We start from the raw sequence: 16,532 nt of genomic DNA, 5'->3' as shown, positions 1-16,532 counted from the left end.
TGCCCGCCATCTAGGACATGATCTGACCTATACGCTGCCTAGTTTCCTCGTATGAGTTCACAGCAGCCCGCCGTGGCAGAAACGGCAGCCGGACCAGAGGCGGCGACGGACCGCCGGCGCTGGATCGCCCTGGCGATCGTCATGACCGCGGCCTTCATGGACCTGGTCGACGTCACCATCGTCAACATTGCGATCCCCAGCATCCAGCAGGACCTCGGCGCGGGCTTCGGCGCCATCCAGTGGATCACCGCCGGATACGCGCTCGCGTTCGCCGCCGGTCTGATCACGGGCGGCAGGCTGGGCGACATCTACGGCCGCAGGCGGCTGTTCCTCGTCGGCATCACCGGCTTCACGCTCGCCTCCGCGCTGTGCGGATTCGCCGTCAACGCGGAGATGCTCGTCGGCTCCCGGCTGCTGCAGGGCGCGACCGCCGCGCTGATGGTGCCGCAGGTGCTGTCGATCGTCCACGTCACCTTCCCGGCGCACGAACGGGGCAAGGTCTTCGGGCTGTTCGGTGCCGTCGTCGGCCTCGGCGCGGTCTCGGGTCCGCTGCTCGGCGCGCTGCTGACCCAGTGGAACCTCTTCGGCCTCGAGTGGCGGCCGATCTTCCTCATCAACCTGCCGGTCGGCATCGCGGGGCTGATCCTCGGCCGGAAGTTCATCCTCGAGTCCCGTGCGCCCAAGGCGCTGAGGCTCGACCTCGTCGGCGTCGTGATGGTGACGGCCGCCCTGCTGATGCTGATCTATCCGCTCACCCGCGGCCGCGAGCTGGGCTGGCCGCTCTCGGGCCATCTGTGCATGGCCGGCAGCCTGCTCGTCTTCGCCGCCTTCGTGGCGTACGAGAAGCACAAGACGCGCAAGGACGGCTCGCCGCTGGTCGAACTGTCGCTGTTCAAGGTCAAGAGCTTCGCCGCCGGTATCGCCGTACAGCTCACCTTCGGCGTCGTGATGGGCATCTTCTTCCTCGTCTGGACCCTCTACATGCAGCGGGGTCTCGGCTGGACCCCGCTGCGGGCAGGGCTGACCGGCGTGCCGTTCTCCGTCGCCGTCTCGGCGGCGGCCGGGATGTCCGTGCAGCTGCTGGTGCCGCGGTTCGGCCGCAAGGTGCTGCAGGCCGGAGCGGCCACGATGGCCGCCGGTCTCGTCATCTACATATGGGAGGCCGACCGCTACGGCATGGCCATCCACTCGTGGCAGATGACCCTGCCGCTGGTCGTGATGGGCGTGGGCATGGGGCTCATCGTGGCGCCGCTGACCGACGCCGTCCTCTCCGACGTGCCGCGCGAGCACGCCGGCTCCGCGAGCGGACTCATCAACACGACCGCGCAGATGGGCATGGCGCTCGGCCTCGGTCTGGTGTCTCTCGTCTTCTTCCGCTCGATCGACGCGTCGGCCGAAGCGGCGAGGAGTGCGTCGGGGGGCGGGCCGGTCCCTGAGCACGCGGCCGCGTCGCCGGACGTCATGGGCCCGGCCTTCGTGGAGGCCTTCGAGAGCTCCCTGTGGTGGGTGGTCGGGGTGCTGGTCGTGATCTTCTTGGTGATGTTCGCCCTGCCGGCGCGGCCGAAGCAGCACGTCGAGAGTGATGTCCTGGGCGACGGTGAGGGCGGCGACGGGGGCGGCGACCCGGCGGTGCCTCTCGGGAAGCGGGACGCCGAACCGGAGCCGGAGTCGGCGCTTTCGCGCTGAACGTCCTTAGCCCCCGTGCCCTCGATACCCCGTGCCCGTGCCCGTGCCACTTGCCGTGGCACGGGCACCGTCGTGCGCGGGGTCGACAGTCGCGGCGGGTCACCGGTCGGGCCTGCGACCGGCCCGCCCCGCCACGGGACCTGTGCCTTACGGGGCACGTGGGCCCGCGGTCCGGGGCGGCGGGACGGGCTACCGGACCCGGGCGCGGAGCTCCATCGCCTCGCGGGCGTCGTGCTCCGCCTCGTACACCTCGCACATGTGGCGGCCGTCGGGTGTCGCCGTGTGCTCGACCTCCCACAGACTCCGCTCCGTGCCGTCGAGCAGCAGGAAGGCGTGTTCGTAGAGCGTGAAGCCCGCGTCCTTCCCGGCGACGCGGAACTGGCGTCCGAAGACCTGGGTGATGTGGTGGGCGAACGCGGCGCGCAGCAGACGCGCCGTCTCCTCGCCCGGCCGGTCGTCGTTCTCCGCCCGGCGCAGCAGCCGGCGCGCGTGGTCTGCGGAGTTGTCGGGCACGTACATCGGCGGCAGCGGGGCCGGGGGCGGTGCCATCAGCGCGGCGAGCAGCTCCAGCTCGTCGTCCAGCTCGTCGTCCAGGTCCATACCGAGCTCCTGGCCGAGCGTGCTCCCCGACCCGGCGAACCCGGGGAAACCGGCGGGCAGCCGGGACGCGGCCAGCCGCGCCTCGGACTCCTCCGCGTACAGCTCGTGCTGGTCGGTGCCGTCGCGCCCGGTGTTGTGCACCAGCTCCCACAGCACGAGGGAACTGCCGTCACCGAGCAGATAGGCATGGCGGTACGTGGAACGGTGCAGCGACGCGCTGTGGTGTGACGAGTGCAGGGAACTGGCGTGTGCCAGCGCGGTATCGAGCCGCTCGACCGTCGAGTCGGGCAGATCGAAGGAGTTGAGCGCCCGACCCAGGAGTCGCTCGATGTGCGTCTCGGTTGCCTCATACGGATCGTACGGACCGTACGGCTCGATGGGATCGTTCAAGAGGGGTCTCCAGGCCGTCGCCACAAGTCACTTGGTGATTGCTAAAAGTAGCGCTTCCGTCTGACAGTGTGCTTCTGGGTTGGGTAAAACGAAGGGGCGCACGGCAGAAGTTCCCGCGCGCCCCCCACTCGGGCGCCCGATACGTCAGTCGATGTCGTACAACTCCGTGTAGGAAGGGAAGCTGCCACCCGGTCCGTCGACGCTCGCCGCCGACGTCACGGCGCGCACGATTGCCCGGGTCACCACGTCGGCGCCGGCGGCCAGCACGTCGTTGAGCGCGAGCGGACTGCCGGAGTCCAGTGCGACCGAGCCCGTGGCCAGCGCGAACACCGTGTCGCCGTCGTTGAGCAGGTGCGCGGGCCGCACGGCGCGCGCGATGCCGTCGTGCGCCGTGCCCGCGAGCTTGTGCGCCTGCGAGCGGGTGAGATCGGCGTCCGTGGCGACGACGGCGAGCGTCGTGTTCAGCGGCGGCGGCCCGTACTGCCCGCCCGCCTCCGCCAGCCGCAGCTGGGCCGCGGCGTGCACGGCCGAGGCCGGGAGCGCCGCGCGGTCCACGCCCTCGGTGACCAACTCGCCGTAGAGGACGCCGTTCCGTGGATCGACCGCCGAACCCACCGCGTTGGCCACGACCAGCGCCGCGACGGTGATCCCGGAGTCGAGGACGGTGCTCGCCGTGCCGATCCCGCCCTTGAGCCGCCCGATCACCGCGCCCGTCCCGGCGCCGACGGAGCCCTCCTCGACCGGCGCGCCCTCGTCGGTGGCGGCCGCCGCGACCACGGCGGCGCGACCCGTCGACGCGTCCGGACGCGCCTGCCAGTTCCCGCCGCGCCCCAGGTCGAAGACGCACGCGGCCGGCACCACCGGCACGACCTGCGAGGGGTCGGGGCCGACGCGTACGCCGCGGCCCTGCTCCTCCAGCCAGGCCATCACGCCGGCGGCCGAATCGAGGCCGAACGCGCTGCCACCGGTCAGCACCACCGCCTCGATGCGCTGGACGACGTTGCGCGGGTCCAAGGCGTCCGTCTCCCGGGTGCCGGGACCTCCGCCTCTGACGTCCACAGCGGCGACCGCTCCGCCCGCAGGCGCGAGGACGACCGTGGTGCCGCTGAGGGCACCGGGCCCGGCGACCTGCGCATGACCGACCCGCAGGCCCGCGACGTCCGTGAGACCGCCCGCCGGACCGTCGACCCTCTCCATAACGACCATGCCCGTCAGGTTAATTGGAGGGGCTCCTTGCTGGGGCGGGCCGGGGCCGTCCCGCGCCGGACCGGCTCGTTGCCTGGGCGTACGGTCCTGGTCCTGCGGCGCCCGGCGGCCCGCCGGGCGAGCTGACAGGCGCTGCGGTCCGGTAGCCCGGCGACCCGGCAGTCCGAGGGACCGCCGCCGGCCCGCCCTGTCGGCGCCGCGGACCGTGTCCCGCCGCGTTGTCGCGCCGGCGAAGGGCACCTGTGCCAGTGAAAGGCCCCCACACCGGGACCAGTCGGGCCACGGGCGGGACCAGTCGGGCCACGGGCGGGACCAGTCGGGCCACGGGCGGGACCAGTCGGGCCACGGGCGGGACCAGTCGGGCCACGGGCGGGGCCGGCCGGGCCGCGAGCGCGGCCGGGGATTGGTCCCCGCGTTGCCTGGCTCTGGCCTTGAGGAAGCGGCGGTACTTCGCCGTATCCTGGAAGTATGAGCACCGCCCCCGCCCCCGGACCGCGAGACGCGAAGCAGCCCGGACAGCAGCGTCCCGAGCCGAGGCTGATCTTCGACGATCCGCTGGACCAGCAATCGGCGGACGATACGGACCGTGGGTGGGGTGAGCGGCCTCCCGCGAGCGGCGACAGTGCCGCCGATCTTGCGCGCTTCCTCGACGAGAAGCCGCCCCACCACATCTGAGCGCTGACGCAGCGCCGGCCGCGTCAGCGGCCTTCGTCGGCCCCCGGCGTACCCGACGGGCCGGCCGCGCCCCCGGAGCCGGCAGTGCCGGAGCCGCGCTGTGCCACCAGGGTGTCGCGGATCTCCTTCAGCACCTCCAGCTCGGTGACCTCGAGCGTCTCCTGCACGCCCTCCTTCGCCTTCTGGGCGGCGACCCGGCGGGCCAGGTACTTCGACATGGGCAGCACCATGAGGAAGTAGACGACGGCGGCCGTGATCACGAACTGGAGGGTCGCGCCGAGCACGGACCCCCACATGATCTGGATGCCCTGGATCTCGCCGTCGGGGCCGGGCTTGCAGGGCGCCTTCAGGCAGGAGGCGTAGGCGTCCAGATCCTTGGTGCCGAACGCGCCGACCAGCGGATTGATCACGCCCTTCACCACCGCGTTCACGATGTTGGTGAAGGCGGCACCGATGACGACCGCGACCGCGAGGTCGATCACGTTGCCGCGGAGCAGGAAGGCCTTGAAGCCCTCGAGCACGCTCGGCTTCTTCTCGCTCACGAATGAGCCTCTTTTCGTACAAGCTGTTGGGGAGGGGGGCAGCTTCGCAACTTACGGCAGCGCCCGACCACCTTGTCCAATCCGTACCCGCCCCCAGGGGGCCCGGTAATACATCAGCACGCGTCAGCACAGCGTTACCGCCAGACGGGAGTTGGCCGCCGCGCCGGCCAGTTCCGTCGCCGTGGCACGGGGCACCGTGAGCACGACCAGCGCCCCGCTCTCCATGGGGTCGTCACCCGCGCCCGGCACTTCGGCCACGCGCACTCCGGAGGCCACGACCTTCGCCTCGGCGTCCTCACCCGCAGGCGAGTCCGAAGCCGCGATGACGTCGACGCGGTCACCGGGCCGCAGCAGCCGGACCGTGGCGGCGTCAGCGATGCGTACAGGGGCGGACACCAGCGCGGAGGCGGGCCGGTGGCCACGTGTCGGAGCCGCGGCCGCAGGCGCACCGGCGCCCGCCCCGCCCCTGGCCTCCTGTCCCGCGGGCGCGCCCGGGGTATCGGCCCCACGGGCCGTCGACGCGGCCAGTGCCGCGGCCGTCACCGCCAGACCCGCGGCCATCGTTCGCCGCTGTCGCCACACCGCGCGCCGCAGCCGTTGTGCCCCGCCGCGGACGCGCAGCGGTGCGAACGGCGGCACGCCCAAGGGCTCGGGCGTGGGAGAAGAAGAGGGGGAGGAGGCAGGGGAGGAAGGCAGAAAGGACATGTTGCGCACCGCCTTGTGCGGAGTGGCCCGAGCCCGGTGCCCGTGACCGACCGCTGCTCACGATCCACGTTCCGCCGCCGACCTGCAGCGGCCTGTGGACAGGCCGCCGGATGTGGACAACTCGCTCACCGGCAAGGGTGATCGCACGCCCCGGAACCCGGCCCCGGCCGCCGACCGGCCCGGCCCCCAGTTGCTCGCACCCGGCCGCCGCCCGAACCCGACCAGCGCCTCGTCCGGGCCAGCCCCCGCCCCCGGCCCCCGCGCAGAAGCGGCCCCGCGCAGGACCCGCCTACGGCAGCCGGATCCCCGGGTCCATGCCCGCCAGCGCGTCCCCGCACGAGCAGGAGCGCTTCTCGGTCGCCGGCAGCCCGGCCACCGCGTCGAACAGCACGGTCCGCAGCCGGTCGACGTTGGCCGCGAACACCTCCAGCACCTCTTCGTGCGAGACGCCCTCGCCCGCTTCCGCGCCCGCGTCGAGGTCCGTGACCAGCGTGATCGACGTGTAGCAGAGCTCCAGTTCACGGGCGAGGATCGCCTCCGGGTGCCCGGTCATGCCGACCACCGACCAGCCCATCGCCGCGTGCCACCGGGATTCGGCGCGGGTCGAGAAGCGGGGGCCTTCGACGACCACCAGCGTTCCGCCGTCGACCGGTTCCCAGTCGCGCCCGCGTGCCGCTTCGAGCACGGTCCTGCGCCCGCTCGGGCAGTACGGGTCGGCCGGCGACACGTGCACCACGTTGGGGACGGTCCGGTCCGGCAGCGGCAGGCCGTCGAAGTACGTCTGCGCGCGGGACTTCGTACGGTCGACGAACTGGTCGGGTACGAGCAGCGTGCCGGGCCCGTACTCGGGGCGCAGGCCGCCGACCGCGCAGGGGCCGAGCACCTGGCGGACCCCGACCGACCTCAGTGCCCAGAGGTTGGCGCGGTAGTTGATGCGGTGCGGCGGCAGATGGTGCCCCCGCCCGTGGCGCGGCAGGAAGGCGACCCGCCTGCCCGCGACGTCACCGAGGAACACCGAGTCGCTGGGAGGGCCGTACGGGGTCTCGACCTGGACCTCGGTGACATCCTCCAGGAAGGAGTAGAAACCGGAGCCGCCGATGACGCCGATCTCCGCCGGTCCGGCCGCTTCGCTTGCGTTCGAATTGGTCGCCATGGCGCACACAGTATCCGCACGCGAACACGCCGAGGACCCCGCCGTGGTCGCTGCCGGGGCGGGGTCCTCAGAACGTAGGAATCAGGCTGCGGAGCCGGACGAGCTCGTGCTCGACGTGCTCGACGACGAGGAGGAGGCCGTCGACGAGGAGGCCGAGGACGACGTCTTGGACTCCGACGGCTTCGTGGCCGACGAGGACGCGGGTGCGCTGCTCGACGACGAGCCGCGGCTGTCGTTGCGGTAGAAACCGGAGCCCTTGAAGACGATGCCGACCGCGGAGAACACCTTCTTCAGGCGTCCCTCACAGCTGGGGCACACGGTCAGGGCGTCATCGGTGAACTTCTGCACCGCCTCGAGGCCCTCGCCGCATTCGGTGCACTGGTACTGGTAGGTCGGCACTGTCTTCCTCCTGGCACTCTCACTCGATGAGTGCTAACGACGCTCCATACTGACGTATTCCGCTGGATCAGTCCACCGTCACCGGCACTCGGTGACCGATCCCACGTGCCGCGACCCGTCCCGGAGCCTTCGGCGTCAGGTGGGAACGGAGTGCCACCAGGGTGGTCAGCGCCAGTGCGGTGCCCATCAGCGGCACGGCGAATCCGGCGCTCGCGCCGTATCCGTCGGCCAGCTGTCCGGCCGCCGTCACGGCGGCCGCCTGACCGAGGGCCACCGCGCCGGTCAGCCAGGTGAAGGCCTCGGTGCGGGCGGAGGCGGGCACCAGCGAGTCGACGAGCGTGTAGCCCGTGATCAGGGCGGGGGCGATGAAGAGCCCGACGACCAGGCCCAGCGCTCCGAGCAGCACCACGGAGTCCGTCGTCCACAGCAGGGACGCGGCGGCGGTGAGGCCCGCGTAGCCCAGCACCAGCCGGCGGCGCGGTCCGGTCTTCCAGGCGATGGTGCCGACGGCGACACCGGCGAGCATGTTGCCGGCGGCGAAGAGCCCGTACAGCACGCCGTTCATGCCGGGCTGGCCGATCTCCTCGGTGAACGCCGTCAGGGACACCTGCATGCCGCCGAAGACGGAGCCGATCCCGAGGAAGGCGACCGCCAGGACCCGCACGCCGGGTACGGACAGCGCGGACGTGCGCTTCGTCTGCGCGTCGGCCAGGGAGAGGCCGTGGGCGGGCTGGGTGCGGCGCTGGGCCGCGAACAGCAGTCCGCCGGCGAGGGTGAGCACGGACTCGGCGATCAGGCCGGCCGCCGGGTGGACGCCAGTGCACAGGGCGGTGGCCAGGACGGGGCCCACCACGAAGGTGAACTCGTCCGTCACCGACTCGAAGGCCGCGGCGGTCGGCATCAGCGGCGAGCCCTGGAGCCGTGAGGCCCAGCGCGCACGCACCATCGGGCCCACCTGCGGGACCGAGGCGCCGGTCGGCACGGCCGCCGCGAACAGCGCCCACAGAGGGGCGCCGGTGAGAGCGAGCGTGGTCAGCGCGGCCCCGGAGGCCGTGTGGATCAGTACGCCGGGCACCAGCACGGCGCCCTGGCCGAAGCGGTCGGCGAGCTTGCCGCTCTGCGGCGCGAAGAGTGCCATGGACACGCCGGTGACAGCGGCCACGGCGCCGGCGGTGCCGTACGAGCCGGTGGTGTGCTGCACCAGCAGCACGATGCTGATGGTGAGCATGGCGAAGGGCTGGCGTGCGGCGAACCCGGGAAGCAGGAACGTCCATGCGCCTGCGGTACGGAGCAGCTGCCCGTAACCAGGGCGCTTGCCAGAAGAGACCGTGGACTCCACGGTCCTTGCCTTTCTGCCGCCTGGTAGCGCTCCCCTGGGTGTACGGGAGCCGCCGAGAGCTGTCCTCTTGCGCGGAACTGCGGTAGATGCCGGGGTCCACTCAGAGGAACTCCGCGGCCGCCATACGGTCGCGCCAGCTCTGCGTCAGGCAGAGTTGGTCGATCAGTGTGCCTTCATGCTACAGGGATTTTTCCCGGCCTGTCCTGGGAAATGACAGGGATCACACGCCCTGTTCCTGTGATTCAGTCCCGGAGTCCGCGGTTCAGCCCTGTCTCCCACGGGTCAACCGTGTCTGCGGTGCCAGATGCCTCCCGCGCCTCCCGCACTTCCCTTGCCTCCCCTGGTCCCGGTGGCTCCTCTGCCTCTCCTGTCTCCCGTGCCGAGCCAGTCGGCCAGCTTGCCGCCCTGCCCGACCGCGCGCAGCCGCCGCTCCGCCGCGTCCCTTACGGGGTCGGTCGCCACCACGAGGAGTTCGTCGCCGTGGCGCAGCACCGTCGTCGGCAGCGGCACGAAGCTCTTGCCGTCGCGTACGACGAGCGTGACCGCGGATCCCGCCGGGAGGCGCAGCTCCGCGACCTCCACTCCGTGCATCCGCGACGCTTCGGGGATCGCGACCGACAGCAGATGCCCCCGCAGCCGCTCCAGAGGCGCGGACTCGATGCCGAGGTCGGCCGCCTCCGACGAGTCGCCGAGCCGTAGTCGCCTCGCCAGCCAGGGCAGCGTCGGGCCCTGCACCAGGGTGTAGACGACCACCAGGAGGAAGACGATGTTGAAGATCCGGTCGTTGCCCTCGACGCCGGACACCATGGGGATCGTCGCGAAGACGATGGGCACGGCGCCGCGGAGGCCCGCCCAGGACATCAGCACCTGCTCCTGCCAGGGGATGCGGAAGGGCGCCAGGCTGATGAACACCCCGACCGGGCGGGCGACCGCGGTCAGTATCAGTCCCACCACCACGGCCGGCCAGAAGTCCCGGAGCAGCTCGTGCGGTGTGACCAGCAGGCCGAGCAGGACGAACATGCCGATCTGGGCGATCCAGCCCAGCCCCTCGGCGAAGCCCCGGTTGGCCGGGGAGTGCGGCAGCCTGGCGTTCCCGAGGACCATCGAGGCGAGGTAGACGGCGAGGAAGCCGCTGCCGTGCGCCAGGGCGCCGGCGGCGTACGCCATCACGGCGATGGCCATGACGGCGATGGGGTAGAGACCGGAGGCGGGCAGCGCCACGTGGCGCAGGCCGTAGGCGCCGAGCCAGCCGATGGCCAGACCGACGATCGCGCCGATCGACAGCTCCAGCGCGATCTCGCCGACGAGCAGATACCAGGCTTCGATCGGTCCGGTGGAGGAGAAGGCCACCACGAGGATGACGACGGGGGCGTCGTTGAAACCGGACTCGGCCTCGAGGGCTCCCGTCACCCGGGACGGCAGCGGCACCTTGCGCAGTACGGAGAAGACCGCGGCGGCGTCGGTCGAAGAGACGACCGCGCCGACGATCAGCGCCTGCTGCCACCCGAGCCCCACCAGATAGTGGGCGGCGGTCGCCGTCACTCCGACGCTCACCGCCACGCCGACGGTCGCCAGGGCGGCGGCCGCGGGCAGCGCGGGCCGGATCTCTTTCCACTTCGTGCCGAGTCCACCTTCGGCAAGGATCACCACGAGCGCGGCGTAGCCGATCACCTGCGTCAGTTCGGCGTCGTCGAACTGGAGGTCGAGCAGCCCGTCCTGGCCCATCGCGATCCCGATGCCGAGATACAGCAGCAGGCTGGGCAGGCCGCTGCGCGACGAGATGCGCACGGCCGCCACGGCGATGAGCAGGACGAGCGAGCAGACGAGCAGGAGTTCGTTGAGCTGGTGGACAGTCAGTGGCCGATCCTTCCCTTCGCGCCATGCGGCCGGATCTTCGTACCGGCAGGCGACACTTCGTTACCTTACCTAATCTTTTACGGGCCCTTGACGGTGTGATGATCTGTTTGTCCGAGGGTGCGGGGTGCCTTGTGGATACCGCGTCCGGGCCGGTCGGATGCTGCGCCTAGAGTTGCCTCAGCATTCCCAGGACCACCCTGCCCCTCGAAGGACAGCGATGCCCGCCAACACAACCGCCTCTTCCCCCAAGAAGAAGAAGGGGCGACGCGCCCGACTGCTCGTGCTCGTCCTGGTGCTGGCGCTTGTCGCGGGCGTCGGATACGGGGCGTACTGGAGCATCAGTACGGTGCGTGCCTCGTTCCCGCAGACCACCGGTTCGATCCAACTCGAAGGGCTGAGCGGTCAGGTCGAGGTCAAGCGGGACGGCCACGGCATCCCCCAGATCTACGCCGACAGCGACGAGGACCTGTTCCGCGCTCAGGGATTCGTCCAGGCGCAGGACCGCTTCTGGGAGATGGACGTCCGCCGGCACATGACGTCCGGCCGGCTCTCCGAGATGTTCGGCTCCGAGCAGGTCGAGACGGACGCCTTCCTCCGCACGCTCGGCTGGCGCCGCGTCGCGCAGCAGGAGTACGACACCAAACTGTCGGCCGAGACGAAGAAGTTCCTCAAGGCCTACGCGGAGGGTGTCAACGCGTACCTCGAGGGGCGCTCCGCCGAGGAGATCTCGGTGGAGTACGCGGCGCTGGCCTTCACCAACAACTACAAGCCCGAGCCGTGGTCGCCGGTCGACTCGGTGGCCTGGCTCAAGGCGATGGCCTGGGACCTGCGCGGCAACATGGAGGACGAGATCGACCGCTCCCTGCTGACCAGCAGGCTGAGCGAGAAGCAGATCAAGGACCTCTACCCGGCCTATCCGTTCGACCGCAACAAGCCGATCGTGGAGGAAGGCGGCATCAGCAAGGCCACCGGCAAGTTCGACCCGGCGGCCAAGCCCTCCGACCTCGACGACGGCTCCACCGGAGCGAATACGGGCACAGGCAGTGGCGACGGCACCGGAACCGGCACGGGCACCGGCAGCGCGGCGGACGCCGCCTCCGGCCTGAACTCGCAGCTGTCCGCGCTCTCCGACACCCTCGACGCCATCCCGGCGCTCCTCGGCCCCAGCGGCAACGGCATCGGATCCAACTCCTGGGTGGTCTCCGGCGAGTACACGACCACCGGCAAGCCCCTGCTCGCCAACGACCCGCACCTCGCGCCGCAGCTTCCCTCGCTCTGGTACCAGATGGGTCTGCACTGCCGGGAGACCTCCCCGAAGTGCCGGTACGACGTCGCGGGCTACACCTTCTCCGGCACGCCGGGCGTGATAATCGGCCACAACAAGGACATCGCCTGGGGCTTCACCAACCTCGGCGCCGACGTCACCGACCTCTACCTCGAGAAGCTCACCGGCGACAGCTACCTGGTCGGCGACGAGGAGAAGCAGCTGACGACCCGGACGGAGGTCATCAAGGTCGCCGGCGGCGCCAGCAAGACGATCACCGTCCGCTCCACCGGCCACGGCCCCCTGGTCTCCGACCGCAGCGACGAGCTGGAGAAGGTCGGCGAGAAGGCCCCCGTGTCCAACGCCGCGCCCGACCGCGGCACGGGCTACGGCGTCGCCCTCCAGTGGACCGCGCTCCAGCCGGGCAACACCATGGACGCCGTCTTCGAGCTCAACCGGGCGAGCGACTTCCAGAGCTTCCGCAAGGCCGCGCAGAAGTTCGAGGTGCCCTCGCAGAACCTGATCTACGCCGACACCGAGGGCCACATCGGCTACCAGGCGCCCGGCAGGATCCCGGTCAGGGCCGAGGGCGACGGCTCGATGCCCGCGCCCGGCTGGGACCCGGCGTACAAGTGGACCAACTACATCCCCTTCGACGAGCTGCCGTACGAGTACGACCCGGAGCGCGGCTACATCGTCACCGCCAACCAGGCCGTCATCGACGCCGAGAAGTACCCGTATCTGATCACCAAGGACTACGGCTACGGCGCCCGCAGCCAGCGCATCAACGATCTGGTCGAGTCGAAGATCCAGGACGGCGGCAAGATCTCGACCGAAGACATGCGCACCATGCAGATGGACAACAGCAGCGAGATCGCGAAGCTGCTGACGCCCTATCTGCTGAAGATCGACATCTCCGACCCGTACGTCCGCGAGGCGCAGAAGCTGCTGGAGGGCTGGGACTACACCCAGGAGCCGGACTCCGGCGCCGCCGCCTACTTCAACGCCGTGTGGCGCAACGTCCTGAAGCTGGCGTTCGGCAACAAGCTCCCCAAGGAGCTGCGCGTCGAGGGCGAGTGCCTCAGCGTCCGGCCCGCCGACAGCACCGCGCCGGACGACGACCTCGAGGAGCGGGTGCGCGAGTGCGGCCAGCGCGACGCGGACTCGGCCCAGCCGGACGGCGGCGACCGCTGGTTCGAGGTGGTGCGCCGGCTGCTGAAGGACGAGGACAACGCCTGGTGGCAGTCGCCGCGCACCCGTACGGAGGAGGCGACCGACCAGCGTGACGAGCTGCTCGGCCGCGCGATGGTGGACGCCCGCTGGGAGCTGACCGCCAAGCTCGGCAAGGACGCCTCCAGCTGGAGCTGGGGCCGTCTGCACCAGCTGACGCTGAAGAACCAGACGCTGGGCACCGAGGGCCCCGGCTTCCTGCAGCGCATGCTCAACCGCGGCCCGTGGAACCTGGGCGGCGGCGAGGCGGCCGTGAACGCCACCGGTTGGAACGCGGCCGGCGGCTACGAGGTCGTGTGGGTTCCCTCGATGCGGATGGTCGTCAACGTCGGCGACTGGGACGAGTCCCGGTGGATCAACCTCACCGGCGCGTCCGGTCACGCGTTCAGCGCGCACTACACCGACCAGACCGACAAGTGGGCGCAGGGCGAACTGCTGGACTGGGCCTACAGCGCGAACGCGGTGTCCGCCGACGCCGTCGACACGCTCACTCTCCACCCGCCGGGCTACTCGGTCCCGTGAACCGGCTGACGCCGTCCGGCGTCACCACCGCGTGCACGGGGTGGTCGTGCGGTTCCACCGGGACCCGCGCGACCACCTCGTTCGCGTAGAGGAGCACCACCAGCGCCGGGTGCGCCCCGGCGGCGGCCAGGCGCGCCAGGACCCGGTCGTACGAGCCGCCGCCGCGCCCGAGCCGCATACCGCGGGCGTCCACCGCGAGGCCCGGCAGCAGCACCGCGTCCGCCGATACGACCGCGTCCGGGCCGAGCCGCTCTCCGGCCGGCTCCAGCAGGCCGCGCCCGGCGGGCTTCAGGCGGTCCGGACCCCGGTACGTCCCCCAGTCGAGGTCGTTGTCGGGCAGCAGCACCGGCAGCAAAACGCGTACGCCCCTGGCGCGCAGCGCGTCGAGGAGCGCGCGCGTGCCGGGCTCGCGCCCGACCGAGACATAGGCGGCGACGGTGCCGGCGTCCGCCAGTTCCGGCAGGCCCAGGGCGTGTCGCGCGAGAACCGCGGCGGTCTCCTGGACGTCTTGTGCCGACAAGAGCCTGCGAGCGCCCAGAAGTTCGGCCCGAAGCTCACTCTTTTCCGACATGTCGGCGTTCATTGACCATCCGTAAACATCTTGTACACGTCCTTATGGTCACGAAGTTAACCGGAGCATCATCTTCCGCCCATGTTCAGCGGTTATTGTCTCCGCATGACTCAGTCGCACTCCAGGATCAGCAAGGCTGTCATCCCCGCCGCAGGCCTCGGTACCCGGTTCCTGCCTGCCACGAAAGCCACTCCCAAAGAGATGCTGCCTGTGGTCGACAAGCCCGCGATCCAGTACGTCGTGGAGGAGGCCGTGGCGGCCGGTCTCTCCGACGTGCTCATGATTACGGGACGCAACAAGCGCCCCCTCGAGGACCACTTCGACCGGAACTACGAGCTCGAGGAGGCGCTCTCCCGCAAGGGCGACGCCGGGAGGCTCGCCAGGGTCCAGGAGTCCAGCGACCTCGCCACCATGCACTACGTGCGACAGGGCGACCCGCGCGGCCTCGGCCACGCCGTGCTGTGCGCCGAACCGCACGTCGGTGACCAGCCCTTCGCGGTCCTCCTCGGCGACGACCTGATCGACCCGCGCGACCCGCTCCTGGCGCGCATGGTCGAGGTGCAGGAGCGCGAGGGCGGCAGCGTCATCGCGCTGATGGAGGTCGACCCGGCCCAGATCCACCTCTACGGCTGCGCCGCCGTGAAGCCCACCGCCGAGGGCGACGTCGTCAAGATCACCGACCTGGTGGAGAAGCCGGACCCGGCCCACGCGCCCAGCAATCTGGCGATCATCGGCCGCTATGTCCTCGACCCCGCCGTCTTCGCCATACTGCGTGAGACGGAGCCGGGCCGCGGCGGCGAGATCCAGCTCACCGACGCCCTGCAGAAGCTCGCGGAGGCCGAGCAGTCGGCCACGGACGCCGCGGTGAGCTCCGGCGGTCCGGTCCACGGCGTGGTCTTCAAGGGCCGCCGCTATGACACCGGCGATCGTGGTGACTATCTGCGTGCCATTGTCAGACTCGCGTGCGAACGTGAGGACCTGGGCCCGGAGTTCCGGGACTGGCTGCGCAGTTTTGTGACCGAGGAGATGTAGGACCGTGAGCAGTACGACCTGGTCGGTCGACGACCACCTCGAGGACATCCTCGCCGCGATCCGCCCGCTCGACCCGATCGAGTTGCAACTGCCGGACGCGCAGGGCTGTGTCCTCGTCGAGGACGTCACCGTGCCGGTCGCGCTGCCGCCGTTCGACAACAGCTCCATGGACGGGTACGCGGTCCGGGTCGCCGATGTCGCGGGCGCCACGGAGGAGTTCCCCTCCGTCCTGACCGTCATCGGCGACGTGGCCGCGGGCGGCGGCGTTCTGCCGACCGTCGGCCCCGGTCAGGCCGCCCGCATCATGACCGGAGCCCCCCTGCCGCCCGGCGCGCAGGCCGTCGTCCCGGTCGAGTGGACCGACGGCGGCGCCGGCGGGGGAGCGGCCCTGACCATGCTCCCGGCCGGTGAGGCCCCCGAGGGCGCGAGCGGCGAGGTCCGCGTCCACCGGCCCGCCGAGGAGCGCGCCCATGTGCGGGCCCGCGGTAGCGACGTACAGGTGGGCGACCTCGCCCTCGAAGCCGGCACGGTCCTCGGGCCGCCCCAAATCGGGCTGCTCGCCGCGATCGGCCGCGGCACGGTGCGCGTCCGCCCCCGCCCCCGGGTGGTGGTCATGTCGACCGGCAGCGAACTGGTCCAGCCCGGCGAGGAGTTGACCGAGGGCAGGATCTACGACTCCAACAGCTTCGCGCTCGCCGCCGCGGCGCGGGACGCGGGCGCGATCTCGTACCGGGTCGGCGCGGTCACCGACGACGCCGAGACCCTGCGCGCCACCATCGAGGACCAGCTCGTCCGCGCCGACCTGCTGGTCACCACGGGGGGCGTGAGCGTCGGCGCGTACGACGTGGTCAAGGAGGCGCTCTCCTCGGTCGGCGACGAGGACGAGCCGGGCAGCGGGATCGACTTCCGCAGGCTCGCCATGCAGCCGGGCAAGCCCCAGGGCTTCGGCTCCATCGGCCCGGACCACACTCCGCTGCTGGCCCTGCCCGGCAACCCGGTGTCTTCGTACGTCTCGTTCGAGCTGTTCGTCCGCCCCGCGATCCGTACGCTCATGGGCCTGCCGGACGTGCACCGCCCGACCGCGCGCGCCGTGCTCAAGGCGGACAAGGCGCTCGGCTCCCCGGCCGGCAAGCGCCAGTTCCTCCGCGGCACGTACGACGCGGAGTCCGGCAGCGTCACCCCGGTCGGCGGCGCGGGCTCCCATCTGGTCGCGGCCCTCGCCCACGCCGACTGTCTGATCGTCGTTCCCGAGTCCGAGACGTCGGTGGAGCCCGGCACCGAGGTCGTCGTGGTCCTCCTGGGCTGACCGGCCCCCGGTGGCGGTAGCGTGTCACACCACACAGGCCGCGACGGGCCCGGAC

14 protein-coding genes are annotated in these 16,532 nt (G+C 71.2%); 5 read left to right on the top strand and 9 right to left on the bottom strand.

The genetic code is table 11. From position 1 onward, the window contains the following. Positions 1-51: 51 nt before the first annotated feature. Positions 52-1,686, top strand: coding sequence for an MFS transporter (locus ACWD01_RS13845; protein ID WP_451161337.1), 1,635 nt, complete (start codon positions 52-54; stop codon positions 1,684-1,686). Between the two features lie 189 nt (positions 1,687-1,875). Here the strand turns inward: ACWD01_RS13845 and ACWD01_RS13840 are convergent, their stop codons facing one another. Continuing rightward, positions 1,876-2,676: a DUF6227 family protein gene (locus tag ACWD01_RS13840; RefSeq protein ID WP_451161335.1), complete on the bottom strand. Its 801-nt coding sequence runs from the start codon at positions 2,674-2,676 to the stop codon at positions 1,876-1,878. A gap of 144 nt (positions 2,677-2,820) precedes the next feature. Then, complete coding sequence (locus ACWD01_RS13835) at positions 2,821-3,873, bottom strand: P1 family peptidase (RefSeq protein WP_451161522.1); 1,053 nt, start codon at positions 3,871-3,873, stop codon at positions 2,821-2,823. A gap of 477 nt (positions 3,874-4,350) precedes the next feature. Between ACWD01_RS13835 and ACWD01_RS13830 the strand changes: the two genes are divergently transcribed. Next, the gene (locus ACWD01_RS13830; protein WP_189886260.1) at positions 4,351-4,557 is read left to right on the top strand and encodes a hypothetical protein; all 207 of its coding nucleotides are present in this window, start codon (positions 4,351-4,353) and stop codon (positions 4,555-4,557) included. Between the two features lie 23 nt (positions 4,558-4,580). Here ACWD01_RS13830 and ACWD01_RS13825 read toward each other — a convergent pair whose 3' ends face one another. The 6 genes from ACWD01_RS13825 to ACWD01_RS13800 form a co-directional block, all read right to left on the bottom strand. After that, positions 4,581-5,099, bottom strand: coding sequence for a large conductance mechanosensitive channel protein MscL (locus ACWD01_RS13825; RefSeq protein WP_451161333.1), 519 nt, complete (start codon positions 5,097-5,099; stop codon positions 4,581-4,583). A 123-nt stretch (positions 5,100-5,222) separates the two neighbouring features. Then, positions 5,223-5,804 carry an RcpC/CpaB family pilus assembly protein gene (locus tag ACWD01_RS13820; protein WP_451161331.1) on the bottom strand — a complete coding sequence of 194 codons (582 nt, stop codon included), beginning with the start codon at positions 5,802-5,804 and terminating at the stop codon, positions 5,223-5,225. Positions 5,805-6,093: 289 nt separating this feature from the next. After that, on the bottom strand, positions 6,094-6,957 hold the full coding sequence (locus ACWD01_RS13815) for an S-methyl-5'-thioadenosine phosphorylase (RefSeq protein WP_451161329.1): 864 nt from the start codon (positions 6,955-6,957) through the stop codon (positions 6,094-6,096). Positions 6,958-7,038: 81 nt separating this feature from the next. Beyond that, the gene (locus tag ACWD01_RS13810) at positions 7,039-7,356 is read right to left on the bottom strand and encodes an FmdB family zinc ribbon protein (protein ID WP_451161327.1); all 318 of its coding nucleotides are present in this window, start codon (positions 7,354-7,356) and stop codon (positions 7,039-7,041) included. 67 nt (positions 7,357-7,423) lie between these two features. After that, entirely contained in the window at positions 7,424-8,695 is a 1,272-nt protein-coding gene (locus ACWD01_RS13805) for an MFS transporter (protein ID WP_451161325.1), read from the bottom strand. A 282-nt stretch (positions 8,696-8,977) separates the two neighbouring features. Beyond that, positions 8,978-10,552 (bottom strand): potassium/proton antiporter, encoded by a 1,575-nt coding sequence (locus tag ACWD01_RS13800; protein ID WP_451161520.1) that lies wholly within the window; start codon positions 10,550-10,552, stop codon positions 8,978-8,980. Positions 10,553-10,769: 217 nt separating this feature from the next. Here ACWD01_RS13800 and ACWD01_RS13795 point away from each other — a divergent pair, with 217 nt between their 5' ends. Then, positions 10,770-13,568: a penicillin acylase family protein gene (locus tag ACWD01_RS13795; protein WP_451161323.1), complete on the top strand. Its 2,799-nt coding sequence runs from the start codon at positions 10,770-10,772 to the stop codon at positions 13,566-13,568. Here ACWD01_RS13795 and ACWD01_RS13790 read toward each other — a convergent pair. Further along, the gene (locus tag ACWD01_RS13790; protein ID WP_451161321.1) at positions 13,534-14,151 is read right to left on the bottom strand and encodes a 5-formyltetrahydrofolate cyclo-ligase; all 618 of its coding nucleotides are present in this window, start codon (positions 14,149-14,151) and stop codon (positions 13,534-13,536) included. The genes ACWD01_RS13795 and ACWD01_RS13790 overlap by 35 nt on opposite strands. Before the next feature lie 93 nt (positions 14,152-14,244). Between ACWD01_RS13790 and galU the strand changes: the two genes are divergently transcribed. After that, the gene (gene galU, locus ACWD01_RS13785; RefSeq protein ID WP_451161319.1) at positions 14,245-15,171 is read left to right on the top strand and encodes a UTP--glucose-1-phosphate uridylyltransferase GalU; all 927 of its coding nucleotides are present in this window, start codon (positions 14,245-14,247) and stop codon (positions 15,169-15,171) included. A 4-nt stretch (positions 15,172-15,175) separates the two neighbouring features. Beyond that, on the top strand, positions 15,176-16,477 hold the full coding sequence (gene glp, locus ACWD01_RS13780) for a molybdotransferase-like divisome protein Glp (protein WP_451161317.1): 1,302 nt from the start codon (positions 15,176-15,178) through the stop codon (positions 16,475-16,477). Positions 16,478-16,532: the final 55 nt, after the last annotated feature.

Source organism: Streptomyces sp. NPDC002835, from assembly GCF_053591995.1.
The sequence above is the reverse complement of the archived record's forward strand: the minus strand, read 5'-3'. Positions and strand labels throughout refer to the sequence as shown.

What these genes read in the sequence shown, in the direction of transcription:
- ACWD01_RS13820 (WP_451161331.1), bottom strand. Translation starts at nt 5,804, where the DNA reads ATGTCCTTTCTGCCTTCCTCCCCTGCCTCCTCCCCCTCTTCTTCTCCC.
- ACWD01_RS13830 (WP_189886260.1), top strand. Translation starts at nt 4,351, where the DNA reads ATGAGCACCGCCCCCGCCCCCGGACCGCGAGACGCGAAGCAGCCCGGA.
- ACWD01_RS13795 (WP_451161323.1), top strand. Translation starts at nt 10,770, where the DNA reads ATGCCCGCCAACACAACCGCCTCTTCCCCCAAGAAGAAGAAGGGGCGA.
- ACWD01_RS13835 (WP_451161522.1), bottom strand. Translation starts at nt 3,873, where the DNA reads ATGGAGAGGGTCGACGGTCCGGCGGGCGGTCTCACGGACGTCGCGGGC.
- ACWD01_RS13815 (WP_451161329.1), bottom strand. Translation starts at nt 6,957, where the DNA reads ATGGCGACCAATTCGAACGCAAGCGAAGCGGCCGGACCGGCGGAGATC.
- galU (WP_451161319.1), top strand. Translation starts at nt 14,245, where the DNA reads ATGACTCAGTCGCACTCCAGGATCAGCAAGGCTGTCATCCCCGCCGCA.
- ACWD01_RS13845 (WP_451161337.1), top strand. Translation starts at nt 52, where the DNA reads ATGAGTTCACAGCAGCCCGCCGTGGCAGAAACGGCAGCCGGACCAGAG.
- ACWD01_RS13790 (WP_451161321.1), bottom strand. Translation starts at nt 14,151, where the DNA reads ATGAACGCCGACATGTCGGAAAAGAGTGAGCTTCGGGCCGAACTTCTG.